The 22,619-nt window shown below is 49.8% G+C and carries 17 protein-coding genes, 1 pseudogene and 1 other annotated feature; of the genes and pseudogenes, 14 read left to right on the forward strand and 4 right to left on the reverse strand.

Annotation, left to right across the window (positions count from 1 at the left end; translation table 11 throughout):
* Positions 1 to 134: 134 nt before the first annotated feature.
* Positions 135 to 1,013 carry a GNAT family N-acetyltransferase gene (locus CGZ75_RS04000; RefSeq protein ID WP_089522977.1) on the reverse strand — a complete coding sequence of 293 codons (879 nt, stop codon included), beginning with the start codon at positions 1,011 to 1,013 and terminating at the stop codon, positions 135 to 137.
* A gap of 280 nt (positions 1,014 to 1,293) precedes the next feature.
* On the opposite strand from CGZ75_RS04000, the gene CGZ75_RS04005 reads away from it, so the two are divergent.
* The 5 genes from CGZ75_RS04005 (at position 1,294) to CGZ75_RS04025 (ending at position 7,804) form a co-directional block, all read left to right on the forward strand.
* On the forward strand, positions 1,294 to 2,493 hold the full coding sequence (locus CGZ75_RS04005) for an iron-containing alcohol dehydrogenase (RefSeq protein WP_089522978.1): 1,200 nt from the start codon (positions 1,294 to 1,296) through the stop codon (positions 2,491 to 2,493).
* A gap of 182 nt (positions 2,494 to 2,675) precedes the next feature.
* Complete coding sequence (locus tag CGZ75_RS04010) at positions 2,676 to 3,710, forward strand: LacI family DNA-binding transcriptional regulator (RefSeq protein WP_176444670.1); 1,035 nt, start codon at positions 2,676 to 2,678, stop codon at positions 3,708 to 3,710.
* A 531-nt stretch (positions 3,711 to 4,241) separates the two neighbouring features.
* Complete coding sequence (locus CGZ75_RS04015) at positions 4,242 to 5,558, forward strand: sugar ABC transporter substrate-binding protein (protein ID WP_089522980.1); 1,317 nt, start codon at positions 4,242 to 4,244, stop codon at positions 5,556 to 5,558.
* 99 nt (positions 5,559 to 5,657) lie between these two features.
* Complete coding sequence (locus tag CGZ75_RS04020) at positions 5,658 to 6,968, forward strand: carbohydrate ABC transporter permease (protein ID WP_089522981.1); 1,311 nt, start codon at positions 5,658 to 5,660, stop codon at positions 6,966 to 6,968.
* The gene (locus CGZ75_RS04025) at positions 6,965 to 7,804 is read left to right on the forward strand and encodes a sugar ABC transporter permease (RefSeq protein WP_089522982.1); all 840 of its coding nucleotides are present in this window, start codon (positions 6,965 to 6,967) and stop codon (positions 7,802 to 7,804) included. The genes CGZ75_RS04020 and CGZ75_RS04025 overlap by 4 nt, the downstream gene beginning before the upstream one ends.
* Positions 7,805 to 7,959: 155 nt before the next feature.
* Here the strand turns inward: CGZ75_RS04025 and CGZ75_RS04030 are convergent, their stop codons facing one another.
* A complete protein-coding gene (locus CGZ75_RS04030; RefSeq protein ID WP_245850694.1) occupies positions 7,960 to 9,225 on the reverse strand; it encodes an MFS transporter in 1,266 nt (421 codons plus the stop codon).
* 318 nt (positions 9,226 to 9,543) lie between these two features.
* Here CGZ75_RS04030 and CGZ75_RS04035 point away from each other — a divergent pair, with 318 nt between their 5' ends.
* From CGZ75_RS04035 to aroA, 4 genes are all read left to right on the forward strand, one after another.
* The gene (locus CGZ75_RS04035) at positions 9,544 to 10,710 is read left to right on the forward strand and encodes a DUF1611 domain-containing protein (RefSeq protein ID WP_089522983.1); all 1,167 of its coding nucleotides are present in this window, start codon (positions 9,544 to 9,546) and stop codon (positions 10,708 to 10,710) included.
* A complete protein-coding gene (locus CGZ75_RS04040) occupies positions 10,707 to 11,840 on the forward strand; it encodes a DUF1611 domain-containing protein (protein WP_089522984.1) in 1,134 nt (377 codons plus the stop codon). Before CGZ75_RS04035 ends, CGZ75_RS04040 begins: the two co-directional genes overlap by 4 nt.
* Before the next feature lie 62 nt (positions 11,841 to 11,902).
* Positions 11,903 to 13,141, forward strand: a complete 1,239-nt coding sequence (locus tag CGZ75_RS04045; RefSeq protein ID WP_089524545.1) for a Coenzyme F420 hydrogenase/dehydrogenase, beta subunit C-terminal domain — start codon at positions 11,903 to 11,905, stop codon at positions 13,139 to 13,141.
* Positions 13,098 to 14,462, forward strand: coding sequence for a 3-phosphoshikimate 1-carboxyvinyltransferase (gene aroA, locus CGZ75_RS04050; RefSeq protein WP_089522985.1), 1,365 nt, complete (start codon positions 13,098 to 13,100; stop codon positions 14,460 to 14,462). Before CGZ75_RS04045 ends, aroA begins: the two co-directional genes overlap by 44 nt.
* A 15-nt stretch (positions 14,463 to 14,477) precedes the next feature.
* Here the strand turns inward: aroA and CGZ75_RS04055 are convergent, their stop codons facing one another.
* Entirely contained in the window at positions 14,478 to 15,368 is an 891-nt protein-coding gene (locus tag CGZ75_RS04055; RefSeq protein ID WP_089522986.1) for a LysR family transcriptional regulator, read from the reverse strand.
* A gap of 80 nt (positions 15,369 to 15,448) precedes the next feature.
* Between CGZ75_RS04055 and CGZ75_RS04060 the strand changes: the two are divergent.
* Positions 15,449 to 16,319 (forward strand): annotated as a pseudogene (locus tag CGZ75_RS04060) (DUF2332 domain-containing protein).
* A gap of 38 nt (positions 16,320 to 16,357) precedes the next feature.
* Positions 16,358 to 16,774, forward strand: coding sequence for an adenylosuccinate synthetase (locus CGZ75_RS04065; RefSeq protein WP_483869962.1), 417 nt, complete (start codon positions 16,358 to 16,360; stop codon positions 16,772 to 16,774).
* A gap of 36 nt (positions 16,775 to 16,810) precedes the next feature.
* Here the strand turns inward: CGZ75_RS04065 and CGZ75_RS04070 are convergent, their stop codons facing one another.
* A complete protein-coding gene (locus CGZ75_RS04070; protein WP_176444671.1) occupies positions 16,811 to 18,934 on the reverse strand; it encodes an RICIN domain-containing protein in 2,124 nt (707 codons plus the stop codon).
* Positions 18,935 to 19,243: 309 nt separating this feature from the next.
* Positions 19,244 to 19,471, forward strand: a binding site (T-box leader).
* A 63-nt stretch (positions 19,472 to 19,534) separates the two neighbouring features.
* Between CGZ75_RS04070 and CGZ75_RS04075 the strand changes: the two genes are divergently transcribed.
* The 3 genes from CGZ75_RS04075 (at position 19,535) to CGZ75_RS04085 (ending at position 22,616) form a co-directional block, all read left to right on the forward strand.
* The gene (locus CGZ75_RS04075; protein ID WP_089522989.1) at positions 19,535 to 20,341 is read left to right on the forward strand and encodes a class I SAM-dependent methyltransferase; all 807 of its coding nucleotides are present in this window, start codon (positions 19,535 to 19,537) and stop codon (positions 20,339 to 20,341) included.
* A gap of 139 nt (positions 20,342 to 20,480) precedes the next feature.
* A complete protein-coding gene (locus CGZ75_RS04080) occupies positions 20,481 to 21,416 on the forward strand; it encodes a DUF4037 domain-containing protein (RefSeq protein WP_089522990.1) in 936 nt (311 codons plus the stop codon).
* A gap of 351 nt (positions 21,417 to 21,767) precedes the next feature.
* Positions 21,768 to 22,616 (forward strand): GNAT family N-acetyltransferase, encoded by an 849-nt coding sequence (locus tag CGZ75_RS04085; RefSeq protein WP_089522991.1) that lies wholly within the window; start codon positions 21,768 to 21,770, stop codon positions 22,614 to 22,616.
* The last annotated feature ends 3 nt before the right edge of the window (positions 22,617 to 22,619 follow it).

Below are 22,619 nucleotides of genomic sequence, written 5' to 3' on the forward strand. Positions count from 1 at the left end.
TCATGAGAACATTTTTGCCTTACGGTTAAATGCTCTCTCTGCTCTCATAGCCATTGAGAGTATTTTATCCCTCACTGTTCAAAACTCTCTTTCCCTCACTCCGCTTCGCCAATCCCACTTCATCGGGCCTCTAGTCAGCTCATTTCCTTCACCATAAATACCTGTTCCATCGTTTCCGTGAAGCCGAGCTCGCCCAACAGCTCAAGCAAGTCGGCATCGGAGCGGCGAATGTTAAACGCCGTCCGCTTCCCTTCGAACTTAGCTGGCCATACCGCTTGCAACGCAGCCCGACGGACTGCAACTGCAGTCGCAGTGGAATGTCCGGGACGGACTTCGCAGCGGAACAGAGTGATGCTGGAGAGGAGGCCGGACGAATCGAACGACTGTTTGAACAAGGCGAAGCCGGCTGCTCCGTCCTCATCCTGGACAATGGCAAGGTCAGCATCTTTAAGGCTTGGAAGGCCGTTCTGCCAAATGTCCCCGTTAACGAACCACGGAATGGTCATCGCCTCCATGCCCCGACCTTTGATGATCGAATAGGGGTCAAACGTATCATCCACATGCCGAAACGGCTTATCTGCCGCCAGGATGACAAGCCGATCACTCACCTCATACCCAATAGTCGTGTAGAGTTGTACCGCTTTGTCATTCGTTGTGATCGCTTCGAGGAGCGCCCGGCGAACGCCGAGCTGCTCATACAGCTCCAAATTGCGAAGCATCAATGCTTTGCCGACGCCCTGGCCGCGAAATTCCGGCTTGATAGCCGTACCTCGGTTCCAAGCGCCGAGAATCCCGTCATCCTCTCTGAGGCTATTCATCACAATGCCTGCCGGTTGCCCGTCGACATAACAGGCGAGTGAATGCTCCAGAGCCAGACATTCATGAGCAATGCGCGCTAAAAAGCGGTCGGCAGACATAGACATATTGGATATATAGCCCTCAAAACATTGGTTCCACAGCTCAGAAGCCTGGTGAATCGGCAGCTCGCTTAACGGTTGGAAGGTAATATTCATGTAATCCTCCTCCGAATGGAATGGTATAACGGGAATTGGGCCTCGTAGTTTTCGTAGTTCTCGTAGTTCTCGTAGTCCACATATGTTTAACGTTGTTTGTTCCACTAGTTTAGCACCAAATTATCCCTGAAAAAGAGGAAGAATGATGAGCGATTTTCATCCCTATTTGAAGCGATTTCGCACTATGAAGCGCTGAGGGTTTATGGCATGATGAAAAGGATTGGAAACGTTTACTAATTATCGAGATTTTTTGAAGCTATCCATAAAGGAGGCCGCTGGAATGTATAACCTATATTGTCGAAGCTACCAGCTTGCGATGCGAGGCGTAGCTTCTTTTCTTTCCTGGCGCATGCCGGAGCTGATCGAGGGCGCTGGCAGTGTCAACAAGTTGGCTGGTACGATCCAGGAGCAGGGCATTTCCAGTGTGCTTCTTGTCACAGACAGGACAATACTTTCCCTTGGCCTTATCGACAGCTTGCTCGTAGGTCTGGAGAAAAATGGCGTGAGCGCCAGCGTCTACAGCGATACGGTCGCTAATCCGACGATCGGCAATATTGAAGAAGCTTTGCGTTTATACATCGACAACGGCTGTCAGGCAATCATTGGCTTCGGCGGCGGCTCTGCGATCGACTGTGCCAAAGGTGTCGGCGCACGGGTAGCTAGGCCGGACAGGACTATTGTCCAAATGAAAGGGCAACTCAAAGTCAAAAAGCCGATTCCGCCGCTGTTTGCCGTCCCAACGACAGCTGGAACGGGAAGTGAGGCTACACTAGCTGCCGTAGTGAGCGATCCGGACACTCATCACAAATATGTGATCAATGATCCGGTGTTGTTTCCGCACGTTGCAGTACTGGATGCTTCCCTTACGCTGGGCTTACCGCCGAATATTACAGCGACTACGGGTATGGATGCTCTCACTCATGCAGTCGAGGCTTATATCGGCCGAGGCAGTACGGAAGTGACGCGTCCCCTGAGCCGCGAAGCGGTACGTATGATTTTTCAGTATCTTCCTAAAGTATTCGCTGATGGGAGCAATGCGGAAGCTAGAGAGGCGATGTTACTTGCTTCATACAAGGCTGGGACTGCTTTTACCCGAGCCTATGTTGGTTATGTACACGCAATGGCTCATGCGTTGGGCGGCCTGTACGGTACGCCTCATGGACTGGCTAATGCGATTATTTTGCCTTTTGTGCTGGACTATTATGGCAAGTCCGTGAACAAGTCCTTAGCCGAACTGGCCGATGAAGCCGGGCTTGGAGAACGATTCACCGACATGGGGGAGAAGGCAGCGGCTTTTATTGCCGCCATCCGTGGCTTGAACGAAAACATGGGAATCCCAAGCTGCATAAGCAGCATCCGGGAAGAGGATATACCCTTTTTGGCCAAACGGGCTATTCAAGAAGCCAACCCGCTTTATCCGGTTCCGAGACTGCTTAATCGAAGTGACATAGAGGTTCTTTTCCGGTCCCTGAAAGGCTGATGGAAAAAGTTGACGGATTGGTATTGACAAACTTTATCCGTCGACTTATAGTCAAACATGAAACGTTTAATCAAAATTAACCTAATCATTACTTAGTTAAATGGTTGACCAATGAAGTGAATTTCAGTTTTTCCGTGTTATTTGATGAAACGTTTAATCTGTTTTTTATGAGGAGTTCATGCATGAGTCGGAGCCGAGTTACGATCAAAGATGTTGCCAAGCTTGCAGAGGTATCTATTGCAACTGTCTCCAATGTCATCAATGGCACGGGACGGGTATCGCTGGATACACAGCGCAAGGTGGAACAGGCTATCGGGGAACTCGACTTTGCGCCAAGCGCTTCCGCCAGAAACCTGAAGGATAAAAAATCGTCGCTTATTGCCGTTATCGTCCCGCTATTGGAGAAAGGCAGGCTTCAGGATAATCCCTTCTACTGGCATCTGGTACGAGGCATTGAAGAAAGCGCCAGAGACGAGAAGCTGCATGTCATTCTAGTGGGGATCGGTCCAGACGAGTCTTTCTCGTTTATCCGTGAACAGCATCTCGACGGCCTGATTTTTGTCGGCGCTTTTGAGGACACCGAAGTCGTGGAGAGCGTTCTGCGCTTGAATGTTCCTTGCGTTTTCATGGACAGCCTGATCGACAACTCAGATTTCTACCAGGTAAGTCTTGACGATGAGCTCGGCGGTTATATCGGGACCAAACATCTGTTGTCGCTAGGACATGAACGAATCGTGCTGCTCACCGGTTTATTGAAGAAGGATGGCGTAAACTACTGCCGCTGGCAAGGCTATCGACGTGCATTAGAGGAGGCAGGCGTTCCTTATCGGCCTGAGCTTGTATATGAGGAACCTACTTCTTCGCTTGGAGGTTACCGGGCGGCATCGAGAATCGGAGCCAAGGGGGGCGGCGTGACGGCCGTATTCGCTTTATCCGATATGGTGGCCATCGGGCTGATCAAGGGTCTGCATGATCTTGGTATCCAAGTTCCCCGGGATATGTCTATCGTCGGATTTGATGATGATGAGCGTGCTCGTTATTGCATCCCGGCCCTGACGACGGTTCGTCAGGATATTGTCCAAAAAGGTCGGACAGCTGTTCGTCTGCTTACAGCTCAGATCGAGCGGGATCATAGCGTCGAGCGTCAGGTGACACTTGGCGTGGAACTGGTACCTCGCCAGAGCACAGCGCCGCTCGCAGCGCGTGTTAAGGACTAACGATGTTGGTTTTTTAACATCACCTCAGTGCTTATTGCTTTGGAGAGGGCGTTTCCTGGTGAATTTTTTCAATTTGCCAATGCACTGCTTGCAAGAAGCGAATGGTGTATGAGGGAGGCGTTCATCTTTGATGAAAACGCTTACTTATGTTGTTGCATCATTAGGGTGGGTTGGGATTTGAAGACGACGAATGATTGCTAAAAAAGAAAGAAATAAAGAGTTATTATGCGTAAAACGGAGATATATCGTTTAAAATGCAGAATAATATCTTAATATGCCCGAATACGGTCAATGCAAACGATTTAACAAACGATATTGGCTGTTGTATGATGAGTGAGACTTTTAGTGAACCGCTTACATTTTTCCGGATGTATTAGCCGTTAACAAGTTTAAAGCGATGCCGGGGCGGGGCTTGCAAAAAAGCGAGAGTATAATGCTGCAATATTTGCAAACGTTTGCGCACTTTAATGCGGACGACCTCGGCATCGTTCAAATTCATGGGTCAACGACATGAAAGGGGATCAGAAGAAAATGAAAAAAACGTATGTATGGACATTAGTCGCAGCAATGGCACTTGTATCTGCATGTGGTAACAACGGAGGCAGCAACAATGGGAACACGGCTGCCACCAATACTCCTGCCAGCAGCCCAGCGGCAAATACAGAGGCAAGTGCTCCTCCAGCTGCCGCAGAGGAGCTCAAACCGGAGGAAGGCGCAACGCTGATGGTTTGGGAAAGTAAAGAGGAGCGCCCGTTTGTCGAGGCGATTGCCAAAGAATTCACCGCCAAATACGGCATTCCTGTTAAGTTCGAAGAAGTGGCCGCCGCCGACCAGGTAACCAAGCTGATCAATGACGGTCCTGCCGGTCTCGGCGCAGATGTTGTGCTGTTCCCGCATGATATCTTGGGCAAAGCGGTTCAGGCTGGTCTCGTGTTGCCGAATGATTACTATGAGGCAGAAACAAAAACGGCAAACTCGGATATCGCACTTACGGCTGTAACTTATGACGGCGTGCTTTACGGCTATCCGCGCTCCGTTGAGACTTATGCCCTGTTCTACAACAAAAAGCTCGTTTCCACACCTCCAAAAACATTCGACGAAGTGGTTGAATTCGCTAAAACGTACAACGATCCTAAAAACAATAAGTACGCTATGATGTGGGAACTTGGAAAACTATACTTCAACTATCCGTTCCTGTCCGGTGGATATATTTACGGCGACAACGGCACGAACAAAGACGACATCGGCTTGAATAACGAGGGAGCCGTACAAGGCATGACTTATTTTGCCACCTTGAAAGACAAATTGGTGCCGTTGAACTCTGCTGACGTCACTTATGATGTCAAAAAAGGTCTCTTCACGTCTGGAACGCTGGCAATGGACATCAATGGTCCTTGGTCGATCGGTGATTACCGCAATGCCGGCATCGACTTCGGTGTAGTTCCGCTGCCGTCGATTAACGGCAAACCGGCATCTTCCTTCTCCGGCATCAAAGGCTGGTACGTCAACTCCTTCTCCAAATATCCAAATGCAGCACGTTTGTTCTCCTACTTCACTTCGACGAAGGAAGCTCAGCTCAAAAACTTCGAAATTACGGGCGCGCTGCCATCTAACAAAGAAGCGGCGAATGATCCTTCCGTGCAAAGCAGCGAGATCGTGAAAGGTTTCCTGGATCAGTTCAACCAATCAACGCCAATGCCGTCCATTCCAGAAATGACCAACGTATGGGGCCCGATCGATGCGGCTATTTCCGATGTTTGGAACAAAGGCAAAGATCCAAAAACAGCGCTTGATAATGCTGTACAGCAAATCAAAGATGCCAATAACGGAACTGCTCCTAAGAAATAAACGGAGCTTGAGGCGGTCCGTCGGGAGCTTGGAGCCCCCGACGGCTCCTCTGTTAATAAGGCGAAGCAACATAGATAGATAGAGGAGGGAGCCGGCAGAATGCGTCAACGGGGCATTGCAGCTGTGTTGTCCACGCTCTTCATGGGACTCGGACAACTGTACAATCGTCAATACATCAAGGGTTTACTGTTTGCAGCCATCGAAGTGTCCGCGCTGATTTGGCTGATGCCGAACATCGGCAAAGCGCTTTGGGGCGTTTATACGCTCGGAGAGAAAACGCAAGGGTTCCAGAAAGTCGGCAAGCTGAATGTACGCGTTGAAGGCGATCATTCCATTTATCTGCTAATCAGCGGGTTGATTACTCTGTTCGTACTGGCTATTTTTATTCTCATCTATATCATGACTATTCGCGATGCGTACCGGACCGGCAAAAGCCGCGAAGCTGGAATTGCCATTCCGTCCTTCCAGGAAACGCTCGCTTACGTTACGGATAAAAAATTCCCGCTTCTGATGCTTAGCGTACCGATCATCGGTGTACTGTTCCTGACGGTCATGCCAATTGTGTTCATGATTATGCTGGCGTTCACCAATTACGCCGCACCGAATAATATTCCACCAAAATCGCTCGTAGATTGGGTTGGATTCGACACTTTCGCCAACTTGGTCACGTTGAAAACATGGAGCGCAACCTTTATCGGTGTAGCGACCTGGACTATCATATGGGCGATAATCGCCACGGTGACGACCTACATAGGCGGCATTCTCGTCGCGCTGCTTATTGAGTCCAAGGGCGTATATTTCAAGAAAATGTGGCGAACAATCTTTATTCTCCCGTATGCGATTCCTCAACTGATCTCGCTGCTCGTTATGCGTAATCTGTTTAACGGCCAGTTCGGACCGATTAACCAGTATCTCGGTTATTTTGGCCTTGGCAAGCTGCCTTGGCTGACCGATCCTTTCTGGGCTAAAGTTACCGTCATTATGGTCAATATGTGGATCGGCATTCCGGTTTCCATGGTCCTCATTCTCGGCATCCTGACCGCAATTCCGAAGGATATGTACGAGGCGGCAGAGGTAGATGGGGCGACGAGCTTCCAGAAATTCCGCATTATTACGATGCCATTCATTCTGTTTTCGACGGTTCCAATTCTGATTACTCAGTTCGCCGGTAACATCAACAACTTTAGCGTTATCTTCCTGCTGACAAACGGTGATCCTGTCAATGGTGATTACCAGTATGCGGGCAGCACAGATTTGCTCGTTACTTGGTTGTATAAGCTGACGCTCAACAACAGCCAGTTCAATATGTCATCGGCGATTGGTATCGTCATATTCCTGATCGTGGCTTCCTTCTCCATCTGGAATTACAGACGCTCCCGGTCGTTCAAAGAGGAGGATATGATTCAATGAGTAATAATATGCGCTCGGCCGTCATTCTTACGCTTAAATATGTCGTGTTGATTGTATTAGCAGTCTCGGCAATCTATCCGGCGCTTTGGATTGTACTGTCTTCCTTCCGCCCTGGCGCCTCGTTGTTCAGCGAACGGCTTATACCGGAGACGTTCACACTGGTGCATTATAAAGAGCTGTTCAATAACCCAAGCTTCCAGTACGGTCAGTGGTACCTCAACACGCTGAAAATCGCCACGCTGACGATGATTTTCTCGACAATCCTCATCACGCTCAGTATGTACGCACTCTCCCGTTTTCGCTTCCGCGGTCGGCAGAGCATTCTGACGGCGATGCTGGTACTGGGCATGTTCCCAGGTTTCATGAGTATGATCGCGATCTTTATTTTGCTGTTACAGCTGAATTTGTTGGACACTCATGCGGCGCTCATTCTTGTTTATTCGGCTGGTTCGGTGCTGGGCGGGTTTGTCGTTAAAGGTTTCTTCGACACCATTCCGCGCAGTCTCGACGAGGCGGCCCGTATTGACGGCGCCACACATCTGCAGGTTTTCGTGAAAATTATGCTGCCGCTGTCGAAGCCTATGCTCACCTATGTGGCCCTGACGAGCTTTACAGGCGCATGGATCGACTTCATCTTCGCTCGACTCGTACTGCGTACGAAAGAGAATTGGACACTGGCCGTCGGCATGTGGGACCTCGTCAACTCGTTCCAGAACAGTAACTTTACGCTGTTCGCCGCCGGTGCGGTACTAATCGCATTGCCGATCACGCTGTTGTTCTTCTTCCTGCAGCGCTTCCTCGTGCAGGGCATGATGTCCGGGGCCTCCAAGGGCTGATATTCGGGATATCAAGGGCATAATGTCGGGGACAAAGGGCTGATGTCCGATGTCGCCCCATGCAGGTTTGAACGTCAAAAACTCCACATCCGCTTTTGGGCGGGTTTGGAGTTTTTTTGATAACTATTTTGCAGATCGCATTCGCAGCCGACTTGTTATCTGTAATCCCGAATCACCTTGAAGCCATGCCAGGAAGTAATGGCGAACAGCAGCAGGAGGCTGCCGATCACGGCCATGACGAGAGCGGGAGTGAAGGAGTCGGACAGAAAAGAAAAGGCTGTCAGCCCCACGGAAGGCGCAAAGCTCATGATGGAACCTAGCACGCCGAATACTCTGCCCTGTAGCTCCTCCGTCACTTCCAGCCTCAGAATGGTGTTAATGAACAATGTGCAAAGCGAGAAGACAAGTCCGATTAGCAGAATGATCGGGATGGCGGGCGTCGCGCTGTCGACCAAGGACAATAGTATGTACAGAGGCCCCATTAAAAACAGTCCAAGCATGATGATGAGGCCGCGTCTTTTGAGTCTATCTCCGAGCAGAAGAATCATTCCCGAACCGATCATGTAGCCGAGTGGGATACAGGCTTCCATCAACCCGAACTGAAAGGGGCTGGCATTCCAGTTTTTGACCGCCATGACCTGCATCAGCATCAGTGAGGGCATGAACAGCATCGTCAGCACGGGCAGCATGACAACGACAGAGCGAGCGAAGGGGAATTTCCAAACGTAGCGGATACCGTCCGCCAGATCCTGGATGAACTTTCTTTCTTCCCTGGGCGGAGCATTCACACGAACGGGCATAGGAATCGCGCCGACGCAGAGCACAAGCAAGAAGGAGATCAGGAAGGTGACGCCGTCAAAGAGAATGGCAGTAGGCGCGCCGTAGGCATAAACAAAAGCTCCTCCGGCGGAGAAACCGACTGTGCGGCAAATATTTTCCGACAAGTTGAGAATTCCGACCGCCTTCTGAACATGCTCCTTGCCGACCACATTAACGATAGATGATTGATAAGCGGGGGATTGGAACAGTGAGCAGACCGTGACGAGTCCGGTCATGACAACGATAAGCAGGAAGGGGACTTGCTGTAGAGAGATAACGTAGGCCAGTGCAAGCAAAATGCAGCAGCTGACCAGGTCTGCAACGAGCATGATGCTTTTGCGGTTCCACCGGTCGGCAAGTGTGCCGGCTATTGAACCGAGCAATGAGCTAAGCAACAAATTGGCTACGGTAATAACGGCCATCATCTTGGCGCTTCCCGTCGTCTGCAGCACCCATAGATTCAGGGCGATGCTATGGAAGGTGTTGCCGAATAACGAGATTGAAAAGGAGCATAACAGCAGCAAAAACCTCCTGTTATGCCAAATCGTCGGATGTGACTGCATCACTGCAGTCCCAGAAGTGCGGAGGGCGGGCTCGCTCAAAGTTGACTCTCCTTTCACTAGAATCACGGAGTGACGTTCAAAAACAATATGTTGTTGATAATTTGAAAGCACAGATTTTTTTCGATTAAATAAGGTATTTATTTTATGCTTATTCATTATAAAACATATTACCATGATTGTATTTATAGGTCAATAGATGAAATCATTTACATATAAAAATAAATAAGTTTTTTTGTGTTGATATAAAATGAAAAATAATGTAATATCATCCAAGTGTAAACAATGAAAGGGTTTGGTCATGACTTGGGATTTGGCTGTTATTTTGTCGGTTCATATCAATGGAAGAGGTGATCCATCATGGAAAACGCAGTGTTGTATCCCTTCAACAAAATTACACAAGGGATGATTCGATTCAGGGATTTGACTGATTTCACAGTCAAGGCGGTGGTCGACTTTGTTCAGCACAGGGGCTGCGATGCAGGTGTCTTGATTGGGGAAGAGGGGGCTGGAATTCCAGTCACGGATCATGTCGAAGAAGCGCTTCAAGGAGCGGATGTTCTGATTCTCAACGATCCTGGCACTCCTTTTGGCAATAATGAGAGCGTATACGGTGAGTACAATCTGAAGAGCCTTTGGCGCATGATGGTAATGACGGCTTCTGAAAAAAAGATACGGATCGTCAGCGTCCATGAAATCATCGAGCAGGACACGCTGCTTTGGATGGAAGAGCACGGGATTGCTATCGAAGTCGGACCGCAGATTCCAAGCCGACTGGAAGAGCGGCTGAACCAGGAATACGCGTTCCCTTCCCAGGGTGGCGAAACGGCCGTGTATTTAAACTACTTCGATCTCGACTCCAGACTATCGGCCTTCAACCAAAACATTTGCAAGGTGGGTATATTCGCCACTCGAGGTTGCCTCGGCAAGTTTACGGCTCAGATGACTCTGTTTAGAGGACTGAAGTTGGCGGGTGAGCAAGCGAAGGCGATTATTACAGAGCCTACAGCTCCTTTTTTCAGTCAGCCGGGCGGCGATATTATGAAATTCATTGCGCACAGACCGCTAAGCCATTATCCCTATTACATAAACGCGGCCGTTCGTGAGGCAGAAGAGGAAGGCTGCGATTTCGTCCTGCTTTCCGGACAGGGCTCTTTGTTGCCAAACGAGAATTTTGTCATCGCTGCAACGAAAATTTCTTATCTATGTGCGTTCAAGCCGGACCATACCGTACTTATTGCCGGTTATGACGATAATGACCAGATTCGAGACAGCCTGGATCTGCTACGGATTTACGGGAACGGAAAAGCGCCTTTTGCTATTCTTATCCCCGATAAATATGAGGTGGGCTTTGGGGCTTATGTAACCAAGACACCGGAAGAAATGGAAAGCCGCAAGGAGGAAATACGACAGCTGTTTAACGCTGAGCATGTGGAAAGCGTGCTGGATATAGGCAAGCTGGCCCAGAAGCTGATCGAGTACAAAAATGGTGCTCTTAGCCGGGAGTCCGGCATGGTGGCGGGATGAATAAAATAGCTCTTTATCCGTTTAACAAAATATCGCAGGGTCTAATCCGCTTCCGGGATTTGCTGTCGATGGAAATTGTATCTGTGATCGACTTCGTATTCGAAGCTGGAAAGGATGCCGGAGAACTGGTGGACGGCGCATATGCCGGAATTGGGATCCATCGATTGATGGAAGTGGGGCTGGCAGGGGTAGATACGCTTGTCCTCAACGATCCCGGAACAACTTTTGGAGGGAATAAAGGCGTTTTCGATGAGCATGATTTAGTCGGGATGTGGCGGAAGCTGGTTTCCTTGGCCAAGGAGAAGGGCATCCGGCTTGTCAGTGTGCATGAAATCTATGACAAGGCTACCCTGGAATGGCTGAGCGATAACGGGATCCACATTGAGGTGCACGGAACGATGAGCGAAGAGTTGTTTCGCGTCATGGACGAGCGCTACGCCTTCGGCGGAACGGATATCGAGAACTATTTACAGCAGTTCGAGAATGAACACCGGATGTTCTCTCGCAGCCGTCGAATCCGCACAGTTGGGGTGTTTGCTACCCGGGGCTGCCTCGGCAAATTTACGTCGCAGATGGGCTTATACCGTGAATTCCACAACAGTGGAGTTCGATCGACAGCATTTATTACGGAGCCGACCGGCAGCCTGTTCGGTCAGCCCGAAGGAGATATTTTTAAATTTCTGGCGCATCGTCCCCTTGAGCAGTACCCCTATTATATCGATACTGTCGTCAGTGAAGCTGAACGCGAGGGCAAGGATTGGATCATCATGTCAGCTCAGAGCTCCATTCTTCCAACGGACAATATCGCTTTCAACTCTCTCCGTTTTGCCATGCTTAAGGCGTTTCGCCCTGCTTATTCCCTTTTGATTGTCGGATATGGCGACGACGGGCAGATCAGGGACGCTCTAGATATGCTAAGAATTTATTCCGCTGCTCCGGTTGCTCTGCTCTTGCCGGACAAGATGGAGACATCCTATGGCAAGTACGAGACATTCTCCGAGGATCAAAGGGAATTGCGACTGGCAGAGCTGCAGGAGCGCTTCGGCATTCACGCGGCACGAATTGAGCACTCCAAGGAGATTATGAATTTGTTGCTGGAAAAGGCGACAATCGCTGCAGTGGTGGAGTAGGAGAGCTGTCACGCCTATTTATGCAAACGTTTGTCTTATCTGTATTGGAGAAGGGAGATTCCATGACTTCATTCATCAGATTAAAAGAAGAGATTCTGGATCACGAGCTTTGCACGTCCTGCGGGCTTTGCGCAGCCGTATGTCCGGGAGGTTTTGTGTCCATGAGCGCCGATACCGTCTCGCTCCCCGTATTTCGGGAATCACTGGAGCGTTCACGGGAAATTTGCCTAGACTGCTCGCTTTGTTCGGATGTATGCCCGGGCTATGATACAGGCATGTTGGAGTCCGAACTGCGGATTTTTGGCCGAAACCGTTCCGAAGAGGAGCGCTGGACAGGGATAAACCAGTCCACCTACCAGCTCACGACTACGAATCAGGATGTTCTGAAGCGGGTGGCGGCCGGAGGAGCGGGCACGACGCTTGCCATTACAGCGCTTGAGGAGCAAATAGCCGATGCGGTAATTGTTGTCGGTCGGGACCGGGAGCAGCCTTGGGTTCCCAAGGCCTATGTTGCAGATTCGCCGCAGGCGATTATCGAGTGTGCCCAGACCAGCTACAGCCTGACGCCGAATCTGGATCTGTTGAACGATCCCCGCTATGAACGGGTCGGCATCATCGGTGTTCCTTGCCAAATCCAGGGGATCAACAAGCTGCTGAATTTGCCGGAATCCTCAGCTGCATCACCGCTTGCCCGCAAGGTGGCTTTCACGATTGAGCTGGGCTGCGCCTCCAACACCTCTAGAGCTGGAACCGAGCATTTAATTACCGAAATTTTAGGGATACCACTGGAAAAAGTCGTTTATATGCGCTATCGGGAAGGTGAATATCCCGGCCAATTCGTCGTCAGGACGGACGAAGGAGAGGAATATACACTGCCTTTTTACCGGCTGGTGGAGGAATTCAAAAAGTTCAAAACCTTCCGCTGCCTATCCTGCGCCGACTGGTGGTCAGGAATTGCGGATATATCCATCTCGGATGGCGATCCCAATATATTTGATTCCAGCAAAAACGGTAAATCGGTCAAGCCGTCGTCAACTGTAATGGTTCGGACCGATACGGGAAAAAGGCTGATCGAGGCGGCGCTGCGGCGCGGCGCGATTGAGCTGACAGATTATGTGTTCAGCAATAATTTGGGGCTGGAGCGCAAACGCCAGCGGTATCGCAGTTATGTTGAAAGAGGAGACAGGAAAATTCCGCTCGCACCTGGCAGCGACAGCAAGTATTCACGCATTCTTACGGATGAGGAGGTGATTCAAAATGGAATCGGTTCAGAGCAAGGCGAGCCAGTCCGTAACCTTTGATATTTCGGTGAGGTCGAAGCCGGGCGGGCAATCTTTCCTGTTTGACTCCGTTCCGGGCGACAAGTCTGTTTCTCAGCGGGGGATCATTTTGAATGCTATAGGAGAGGGCCGAGGAGTTGTCCACAATGTGCTGCGGTCGCGAGATATTGAAAGCTGCGTTGCAATACTGGGCCAGCTAGGAGTGGAATGTATCTGGGATGGTGACGATCTGGCTGTGAGCGGCAGAGGGCTGCGCGGGTTAAAGCCGCCGGAATTCGAGCTGGATATCGGGAATACCGCGACTTCCGCTCGGCTTCTCCTGTCGGTGCTGGCCGGACATCCTTTCCGTGTCGAGCTTGCGGGCAACCGCCTGCTCTCGACCCGGCCGATGGAATGGGTCGTAGATCCGCTAATCCGTATGGGTGCGCGGATCGATTATTTGGGCAATCCAGGTCGTTTGCCATTGACGATCGAGGGGCGGGCCCCCTTGCTCCCACTGGATGTGGAAGCGACTGTGGCGAGTGCACAAGAGAAGTCCGCGATGCTGTTCGCGGCTTTGTATGCGGAAGGAACAAGCCATTATCGGCAGCTGTGCCAGAGCCGGGATCATACCGAGCGGCTGCTGCGGTATTTTGGCATAGCTATCAAGACGGAAGAGAATGTCACCTCTATTCAGGGGACGAGCTCTTTCGCCTGCCTTGACGTCTGGGTACCCGGAGATATTTCCTCCGCAGCCTTTATGTTGGCCGCCTATGTCATTCGAAATGACGAGCAGAGGGGAGAGCTGGCTATCCGCAACGTCGGCGTCAATCCCACTCGACTCGGCTTCTTCCGCGCGCTTCGGGCAATGGGCTTGGAGCTTGAGCTGAGTGGAGAGCATGATCTGCCGTCGGGCGAGCCGCAGGCCGATCTTCACTGCTCCCCTAGAAGCAGCTTGAAATCGGTGCTTGTGGAAGGAGACGAAGAGGTGCAGAGCCTAATCGACGAGATCCCTCTGCTGGCTGCTATTTGCGCCTTAGCTGAAGGGACTTCCGTCATTAGGAACTGCAGAGAGCTTAAAGATAAGGACACAAACCGGATCGAGACAACGGCACGCATGCTGGCCGCGTTCGGAATACAAGTGGACTACAACGAGGATGAAATGGTGATTCACGGCGAACAGCGGCCTTCAGCTGCAGTTGTTGACAGCTGCGGGGATCACCGCATTGCAATGACGGCAGCCGTGCTCGCCAGCAGCCTGGACGAGCCGTCGATAATAAAAAACTGCGGCTGCATTGCCGTGTCCTATCCTAACTTTCTGGCTGATCTGGCGCAGTTCGCTGAGATTGAGCTATTGGATTGAAGCGGCTGGGGAAGATTAGGAACCATCTTTATTATTCAGCAGCTTGAGGAAGGCTTTACACGCGGCGGATAGAGGGGCGTTTTTGCGCGTGGCGATGCCAATATGTCTGGGCGGCAAGGGCGGAATCAAGGGAAGTTCGATCAGCGTGCCGGAGGCCAGTTCTTCAGTTATGTACTCCCGAATTTGAAAAGTAAGGCCGAAACCACTGCGTGCAAACTGGGCCAACAGATCCAGACTGCCCAGTTCAAGTTCTGGCTGCAGCAGAACACCATGTGCTGCTGCATAATTTTCGAGGTAGCGGCGGGTGCTTCCGCTTTCGAGCAGCAAAAGTGGATATTGCTCTAGCTCCTGCAATGAGAGCGATTGGTCGGCAAGATGCCGATAAGCTTCGCCTGCAACGAGGCAATCATTAAGCAGCGGACCGGGGCGCACTTCCAGCGCAGAATCGGCATGCGGCAGGCTGATCAGGCCAAGATCGATCAGCCCTTCCTTGAGCAGGGTTGCCGTTTCTGGCGTTGTGCGGTTCATTACACGAATCGCGACTGCAGGGTACAGCTGGCGGAACCGCTCCAGATGTTCCAGCAGGAAGTGGCGGCATAACGTGTCGCCCGCTCCAATGCGGATTTCACCGGCCGAGAGGCCATTCATATCTCCGACTTGTTTTTCCCCTTGCTCCAGGGAACGAAATGCTTCCTCGACATGCCGCATCAGCATCTCGCCTTCTGCCGTCAATGCTACTCCCCTGGCATCGCGCACAAACAAAGGGCCGCCCAGCGACTGCTCCAGCTGTTTAAGCGAGTGGCTTACAGCAGGCTGAGTAATATGCAGGCGCTCCGCCGCCCGAGTCAGACTGCCGGTCCGTGCGATCCAGTAAAATACCCGATACCATTCCAGATTAGGATTCATGCGGTATAAAGAAAATGTAAAATATCATTTATGCGTAGTCCGTGATATCTTATTTCCAAATCCAGGAATGGAGGTTGGGTATGGAACAGATATCACTTCAATTTCGCCGTTTTGCTGAGCAATGCAAAAAAAGCAGTCCGCTCTATGAACATCTCGCCGAGAGCATCTCTAGAGATTCGCAGCTATTGCATGTGGCAGCTTCCGCCCGCGAAGGGCAGCCGGTTCCCAACCTTTTGTTCGCTGCGGTTCATGAATTGCTGTTAAGCGGCGTCAAGCACAGGCTCTCGAATTATTATCCTAGCACATGCCGTGGAACGCCATTGCCTGCTGCCGGAGCGTTCCCATCTTTCAGAAGTTTTTGCTTCGAGCATCGCGGACAAATTGAATTATTGCTTAAGCGCCGGCTTGTACAAACGAATGAGGTGGGAAGATGCGCCTACCTGTATCCTGCATACGGTTTCAAAGGGAGCTATTGCGCCGCTGCTTCATCCCGTATGCCCCCCGGTAGCTGCGGCCGTTGGAATCGATTTGCATGTCAACGATCTTCGCTCCGCGGAGCATTTATTTTGGCTGAAGGCGTTGATTTGGCCGGAGCATGCGGACCGTCAGATTCAATTGGATCAAGCGGCGGCGGTGCTTCTGAAGGAGCCCCCTGAGCTTCTGGAAGGAGATGCTGTGGAATTGCTGCCCAGTACGGCGGCAGCCATGCCTGAGGACGCAGCGCTCGTCATTTTTCATACGCATGTCGCCAATCAGTTTCCTGCAGAAACAAAACAAAAGCTGACTGAATACATCCAAACGTTAGGGCATACAAGAGAAGTCTATCATCTCTACAATAACATGGAGGATGTTCGGCTTCATTTGGATTATTGGAAGGACAGCCAGGAGTTCCGCCATACGCTAGCAGAAACGGAAGGTCACGGACGGTGGTTCAGATGGTTTGAATCATAATTGAACTATTATCTGTATATGGCGCGGAGGCGGAGGAGCTGCGCAAGCGCGGCGGCAGCGGAGGCGAGTATGGCGCTACGACAGGCCGTCCGCGCCGAATGGGCTGGTTCGATGTGCCGGCGGCGCGATACGGCTGCCGTGTGCAGGGAGCTACCGGCATCGCGCTGACGAATTTGGATGTGCTTGGTTATTTGGACGAGATTCCTATATGCGTAGAATATGAGATTGATGGGGAGCGGACGGACGAATTCCCTGTAACCGGGCGTCTGGAGAGCGCCAAGCCAGTATTGGCGAGCTTGCCCGGATGGCGATGCGACATATCCGGCGCGCGGACGATGGCCGATCTGCCTCGCGAGGCGCGTTCCTATGTCGAGTTCGTAGAAAAGGCGCTCGACGTGCCGGTGCAGTATGTTTCGGTCGGGCCGGAGCGCGGCCAGACGATCCTGTGCGGATAGAAATTAATGCGTCGCACAGCAGGCCCGCAAGCTTTTTTAAGGGACCTCAACGATGCTAAAACTTTGAACTTGAGACACTCCGTCAGGCAGTTGAACCAACAGGACGCCGTTGCCCGTTCCATTGCCCTGCATATTAAGATTAAGGCCGCTGTTGACGTTTTTGATTTTGAAAAACCCGCCTCCCTGGTTGGCAAATGCCCATATCTGGCTTAAGCTTCCGTTTGGCGTGAAGATGTCGGCAGTTGCCCCGGATACGATAGATTCTCCGCTGATATCTAAATATTTGCCGCTGGCCACATGCAGGATGTTGAAGTTAAAGCCATTCACGATGAACTGCCAATGCTGGGAGGCAACAGCCGAGTTAAACGTTTGTTGCACGATATGCGTCCCGTCGGTTACACCGCCCATTGAGGTTTGCAAAGCTTTGTTGGAATTGCGGTTGATGATGGCGTATGTTTTGGTCGTATCGATAGGAATGTTGATTTTATTTAATAGCTTAAGCCCGCCGGGAAGTCCAGTAACGTTGGTTACGCCAGTTGAAATGACAATCGGGATAGAACCGTACGAACCGATTAAATCAATGACGTTGCCTTGAAAAGATACGCTGTCGGAATTCCGGATAAAAACGACGGTCGTTTGATCGATGTTGCTGCTGCCGCCTTGGAATCCGTTGCCGTTGCAATGCGTGTTTAAAAAATTGTTGTCATTAACTTGAAAGTCCTCACAGTTGATGATCTGAAGGTTCAGCCCCTGAACGCTGTCAAAGATGTTGTTTTCGATCAGCATCCCGTTAAACGCTTTTGCACCAGTTACATTGGCTGCGCTAAAACAGACTGAACCGGCTTCGTCGGAGTCAAAATTCAAATGATGGTATCCCGATCTCAGGAAGTAGTTTCCTGTAATGGTCAAGTTCTGAGAGCATCCCGATTGAGTATTGGCATTTCCCTCCGGATTGACGACGATGCACTGGGTGGCGGCGGTAAACATATTGTTCTCAATGAGGCCATTGATCGCTTTCAGGAGCATTCCCCGACCCTGGCTATATATCGTGTTATTGCGAAAAACAAACCCGCTCCCGGAAAAACGGGGATTAAACACAAAATCTCCTACGCCGAATGCGGGCACGTCCGTGAACACAATGAGGTAGATAGCGTTTTTATTAATGTCATACGGGTCCCCGGGCTGAGCGCTCGCAATTGCCGCCGCGATTGCCGGTGGGATCGGAAAACTTCCGAATGGAACAAGCGTCGCGCTGACGATCGTAGCGGGCTCTGCGAAAAATTGACATAGCGTATCACCGGCTGGAAGCGGGAGAGGGGCGGATCTGAAAGCGATGTACTCCGAAGTCCCGGAGGCGTTCAAGACAGCCATATAATCCGGAGTTTGAATGCTGAAGGAATCGTCCCCCGCGCTTTGGATGACACAGTTCTGCAACGTTGGGCCTATTTGAATATTATTGTATTGGATCGCGTCAAGGATGGTCGACAGCAATGGGGGAACTATGGCGCCTGCGGGCTTGGGGCCCGGCACGATATGAAAGTTATCCATTAGCGTTCCGCAAACACCGGAGCCTTCGATATAGCCAAATCCGGTGGACGTATGAAGGGTGCAATTCCTCCAAACCGTAGAAGTGCAGCCAGTCACTGCTATGCTGTGCGGAACCGCCGGGCTTGTCGATAATGTCGCCCAATCTCCAACGCTGATTCCTGAACTGACATTGGTGATGTCTAACGTATTTGGCAGGACAGGATCGAAGGTGACATGTCCGGAAAAGAGATTCACGCCTTCTTTTTGCTTCATTACAAACGGGTCGAAAATAATAATCCTCGCGCTGTACGCCTGCACAGGGTACCCTTGATCGATTTGCACTTTAATCGTAAGCGCCACCGGATCGCTGGCTATAACAACGCCTTGCGTGAAAGGGAGAGGATCGTAGTTCATGGTTACTCCCTGAATGGTCAGGTTTACGCAATTGTTAATGTTAAATACCCGGTTGAAATTCGTCATAACAAAAAAGCAGTCATCGGCTATAACGGTAAAATCGGTCACTCCATTAATGACCGTTGTTTGCGTAAGAAGGTAGGTTCCAGGCGGGATAGTGACTTCACTTTGGTGGGCAGCAAGCGCATCGTCAATTAAGGTCTGAATAATCGAGGCCATCACAAATCTCCTTAAATGTGAAATGAGAGACTGGCAGAACGGAAATGGGATTGATGCAAGCTGATACTGTATATTCAATGAGGGGGGAAAAGTGAGGGCTTGTGTCGGGAAGCTATAGAAAGCGGTTCTTGACCATAGCCTTGAGCTTATGGAAGCGGACGGGGTGAAGCGGATTTTATTCATTGAAGACGAGCGGCATATGACTGAGGAATAGCTTCTCTCTCTTCTAGAGCTAGAGGCATAAGTTTATAGCAATATATTGACAGGGATTATTTGGAAATTGTATACTGGGTCAAAATACAATACGGACTAAACGCAATGATTGAAAGTAATAAGGAATAACTATTGCCCAGAGAACTGTCGATTGGTGTAAGACAGTCAATAGGATTCCCCAACTCACCCATGAGCGGTAAGATTGAAAATGAGTAGATCTTAACGGCTAACCCTCCGTAATCGGGTTCTAAGATTCGTTGTCTTTTTATTAAAACAATGATCAAGAAGAGTGGTACCGCGAAGGTTAAACCTATCGCCTCTTTGTAGGCGATAGGTTTTTTCGATTCTCTACAATAAAACAACTAAATGAAGGTAGGTGTTTTGGTGATGGAAAACGTTATTGATTATTACTCCCAATTTGATGAGTGGGGAAGGTTGGATAGGGAACCACTCGAGTTTACTATTAATCTGCACTATATAAAAAAGTATTTAGCTACACCTGGGTTTGTGCTAGATAATGGCGCAGGACCAGGCAAATACTCGATTGAGTTGGCTAAACTCGGATATAACGTAACTCTATCTGACCTAACACCTAAGCTAGTTGAAATTGCTAAGCAGAAGGTATCGGAGTTAGCGTTAACTGAACAATTTAATGGTTTTCATGTGTTGAATGCAACACATTTAGAAGGAATACCAGACGAGAAGTTCGATGCTTCTCTCATGTTAGGCCCACTATATCATTTACAAAAGGAAGAGGAGCGAGTTTCAGCAGTTAAGGAATTGTTTCGTGTGACAAAGAGGAACGGTATCGTTTTTGTAGCATTCCAAAGTCGAATGAGAATGACAATTACATCACTACAGTTTCCTCAATATTGGAAACCAAATGACAACATAGAATCAATACATGATTTTTATGAAAACGGGGTTTTCAATCATAATGATAAAGGCCGATTTACAGGAGCCTACTTTTTTAACATTGATGAAGTAAAACCTTTTATGGAGAAGAACGGATTTCAAACCATTGATTTAATTGGCTCATCTAGCATCGGAGCCATGCTGAGCAACGAGCAAAAACAGTATTGGACAGACCAAGATGAATATGAAAAGTTGGTTAACTTTCTGATTACCTCTGCTAATGATCCATCTGTTTTGGGAATTTCATCCCATCTGCTGTATATAGGGAGAAGGAAGTAAAAGTGGCTGAATAGCTTAACGTAATAAAGCTACCGGAATGTGACCGGTAGCTTTATTACGTTAACGGACAGTTATGTTCAACATCAAATAGACATATACCTATACACAGGATTGCAGTACCCAGTATGGGAGTGGTGAAATGAAAGGACTTCATTTATGTAAACAATTCTTCTTCGAGGTTGGGTTACCAAAAATTCAGCAGGAGTTACCAGAGATTATGCCCTATCTAGCTGCAGGATTAGGTGGAGGTTCTGAGTGTCATGAAAATGATGATGAGATTTCCCGCGATCACTGTTGGGGACCAGGCTTTGGAGTTTGGCTACGAAAAGATTATAAAGAACAATTCGAGTCGGAACTAAGGGCTGTCCTAGATCGGATCCCAAAACAATTTATGGGATATGGTTGGGCTGATGAAGAGGAAGCAAAGTACGCTTGTCTGATTCTTAATATTGATGATTTTATCAAAGTGAAAGTTGGAGTTTTCGAAGCGCCTTCAAATGAGGTCGATTGGCTAAATATCGCTGAAGAAAGATTGTTTGAGATAACACATTGCCACATCTTCTATGATGCAACTGGAGAAACGACTCGCAGATTTACTTCGTTTAAACAATATTATACTGAGGATGTTTGGAAAAAACGACTGTCGCATCATATCCATGAACTTTGGCGGTGGAATGTACAGTACGTGAATCGAGCTGCAAAGCGCGGTGATTTTGTTACTGCTGGCGTACTTTGGGGAAGATTCGCGGAGCATGTGATGAAAGTTGGATTTCTTTTGAATCGGGAATATGCCCCTTATGAAAAATGGTTATATGTACAGTTTCGAAAGTTACCCCATTTAGGACAGGAATTAGGAGATCTAATTTCAAGAGGTATATATCAGATAAAAGATATTGTTTACATAACGGAGCAAATCGAAGCTGTGCTAATAAATGAGCTGAGAAAAATCGGATTTGAACCAAATGATATGCCAGAGGCGGCCTATCCAAAGGAAACTATTAAATTATTGGAATTCTCAAAAGGGATCAATGCTTCAATAAAGAACTTAGAAATCAGGAATTTCTCATTAACCTAACGGGCCAGAGTAGCTGAATAGCTTAAGATAATAAAGCTGCCGGCATTCGACCAGCAGCTTTATTACGTTAACGGGCAGGTTAGTTCGAATAACTTTAAAAACTCCTCGAAAGTGGATAAAAGTCCGGCTTAACCTTAGTGCGGAGTGAGTAGCTGTACAGGTAAACGAGACAAACATGATCTGCGTTTGCTGATTAAGCGCTCTGCCTCTTTGTGCGGGAGTTACTCTGCGTTTTCCGACCAGGCACTCTATTTCCTTCTGTGGGAGTTACTTACATACCCAATTTGAGAGAGTAAGCTGGATAGCGGAGATATAAAGCGGATAATTCTAGCACGGAAAGGGAGAAATGCGATGCTGCAACCATTTGAACCTGAAGATGAAGTGTTGAGCCAGGAAAGTTTCAGCCGCGACGAGGCGGCCTTTAATCTCATTCATACGATCAGTGCTTCGTCGGATTCATGGCGGCTGAAATCGCCCGACGGACGAATGATTTTTGCCCAGACACCTGGCCGCAGCGGTTGGCTGTGGCTCGATCCAGAACTGGCGGAGCAGGAGATGCTTGCCCGAATGCAAGAGTTAAAGAATGCTCTCATGACCAGGGCGACCCTTCAAGAGGCTGCCCCAACTAGCTTCGAGCTTCCGGGCATATCCGCCAAGCCGCATATAGCGCGGCTATTCTCCGATCTGTATGCGGGCGTCGGATGCTGGACCTCCAGCATGACGATGGAGGCGTACCATTGTCCGATCGTCAATCCGCCACGCGGGGTAAAGGGCGGCATGCAGCGGGTCGAAGCTACCGAGCGGCTCCTCGCGGCGGAGTTTCTCGCCGGTATGGTTCGGGATGTATACGGGAAGCCGGCGGATGGGCAGGGACAGTTGACGGTGGCGGATAATTTGATCCGAGACGGCAGGCTGTTTTTTTGGATAGGGGACACCGGCGATCCGTCCGCTATGGCGGGTATCGGCGGAACTTCGCCGAGGCATGGACGCATCAATGCGGTGTACACGCCGCCTGATCGGCGCCGCAGAGGTTACTGCAGTGCGCTCGTGGCCGAAGTAGCCGGCCTGCTCGTGGAGCGCGGACTGATTCCGATGCTGTACGCAGACTGCGTGAACCCGGATTCCAACAAGGTCTACCGCAGCATCGGATTCCAGCCAGCAGGGAAAATCGAAGATATCAAATTTGACAGACAGCCCTGATCC

The organism is Paenibacillus herberti, assembly GCF_002233675.1.
GTDB lineage: Bacteria > Bacillota > Bacilli > Paenibacillales > Paenibacillaceae > Paenibacillus_O > Paenibacillus_O herberti.

Bases quoted from the DNA above. Each gene is read 5' to 3' on its own strand.
- CGZ75_RS04000 (WP_089522977.1), bottom strand. From the start codon at position 1,013: ATGAATATTACCTTCCAACCGTTAAGCGAGCTGCCGATTCACCAGGCT.
- CGZ75_RS04005 (WP_089522978.1), top strand. From the start codon at position 1,294: ATGTATAACCTATATTGTCGAAGCTACCAGCTTGCGATGCGAGGCGTA.
- CGZ75_RS04010 (WP_176444670.1), top strand. From the start codon at position 2,676: ATGAGTCGGAGCCGAGTTACGATCAAAGATGTTGCCAAGCTTGCAGAG.
- CGZ75_RS04015 (WP_089522980.1), top strand. From the start codon at position 4,242: ATGAAAAAAACGTATGTATGGACATTAGTCGCAGCAATGGCACTTGTA.
- CGZ75_RS04020 (WP_089522981.1), top strand. From the start codon at position 5,658: ATGCGTCAACGGGGCATTGCAGCTGTGTTGTCCACGCTCTTCATGGGA.
- CGZ75_RS04025 (WP_089522982.1), top strand. From the start codon at position 6,965: ATGAGTAATAATATGCGCTCGGCCGTCATTCTTACGCTTAAATATGTC.
- CGZ75_RS04035 (WP_089522983.1), top strand. From the start codon at position 9,544: ATGGAAAACGCAGTGTTGTATCCCTTCAACAAAATTACACAAGGGATG.
- CGZ75_RS04040 (WP_089522984.1), top strand. From the start codon at position 10,707: ATGAATAAAATAGCTCTTTATCCGTTTAACAAAATATCGCAGGGTCTA.
- CGZ75_RS04045 (WP_089524545.1), top strand. From the start codon at position 11,903: ATGACTTCATTCATCAGATTAAAAGAAGAGATTCTGGATCACGAGCTT.
- aroA (WP_089522985.1), top strand. From the start codon at position 13,098: ATGGAATCGGTTCAGAGCAAGGCGAGCCAGTCCGTAACCTTTGATATT.
- CGZ75_RS04055 (WP_089522986.1), bottom strand. From the start codon at position 15,368: ATGAATCCTAATCTGGAATGGTATCGGGTATTTTACTGGATCGCACGG.
- CGZ75_RS04070 (WP_176444671.1), bottom strand. From the start codon at position 18,934: ATGGCCTCGATTATTCAGACCTTAATTGACGATGCGCTTGCTGCCCAC.
- CGZ75_RS04075 (WP_089522989.1), top strand. From the start codon at position 19,535: ATGGAAAACGTTATTGATTATTACTCCCAATTTGATGAGTGGGGAAGG.
- CGZ75_RS04080 (WP_089522990.1), top strand. From the start codon at position 20,481: ATGAAAGGACTTCATTTATGTAAACAATTCTTCTTCGAGGTTGGGTTA.
- CGZ75_RS04085 (WP_089522991.1), top strand. From the start codon at position 21,768: ATGCTGCAACCATTTGAACCTGAAGATGAAGTGTTGAGCCAGGAAAGT.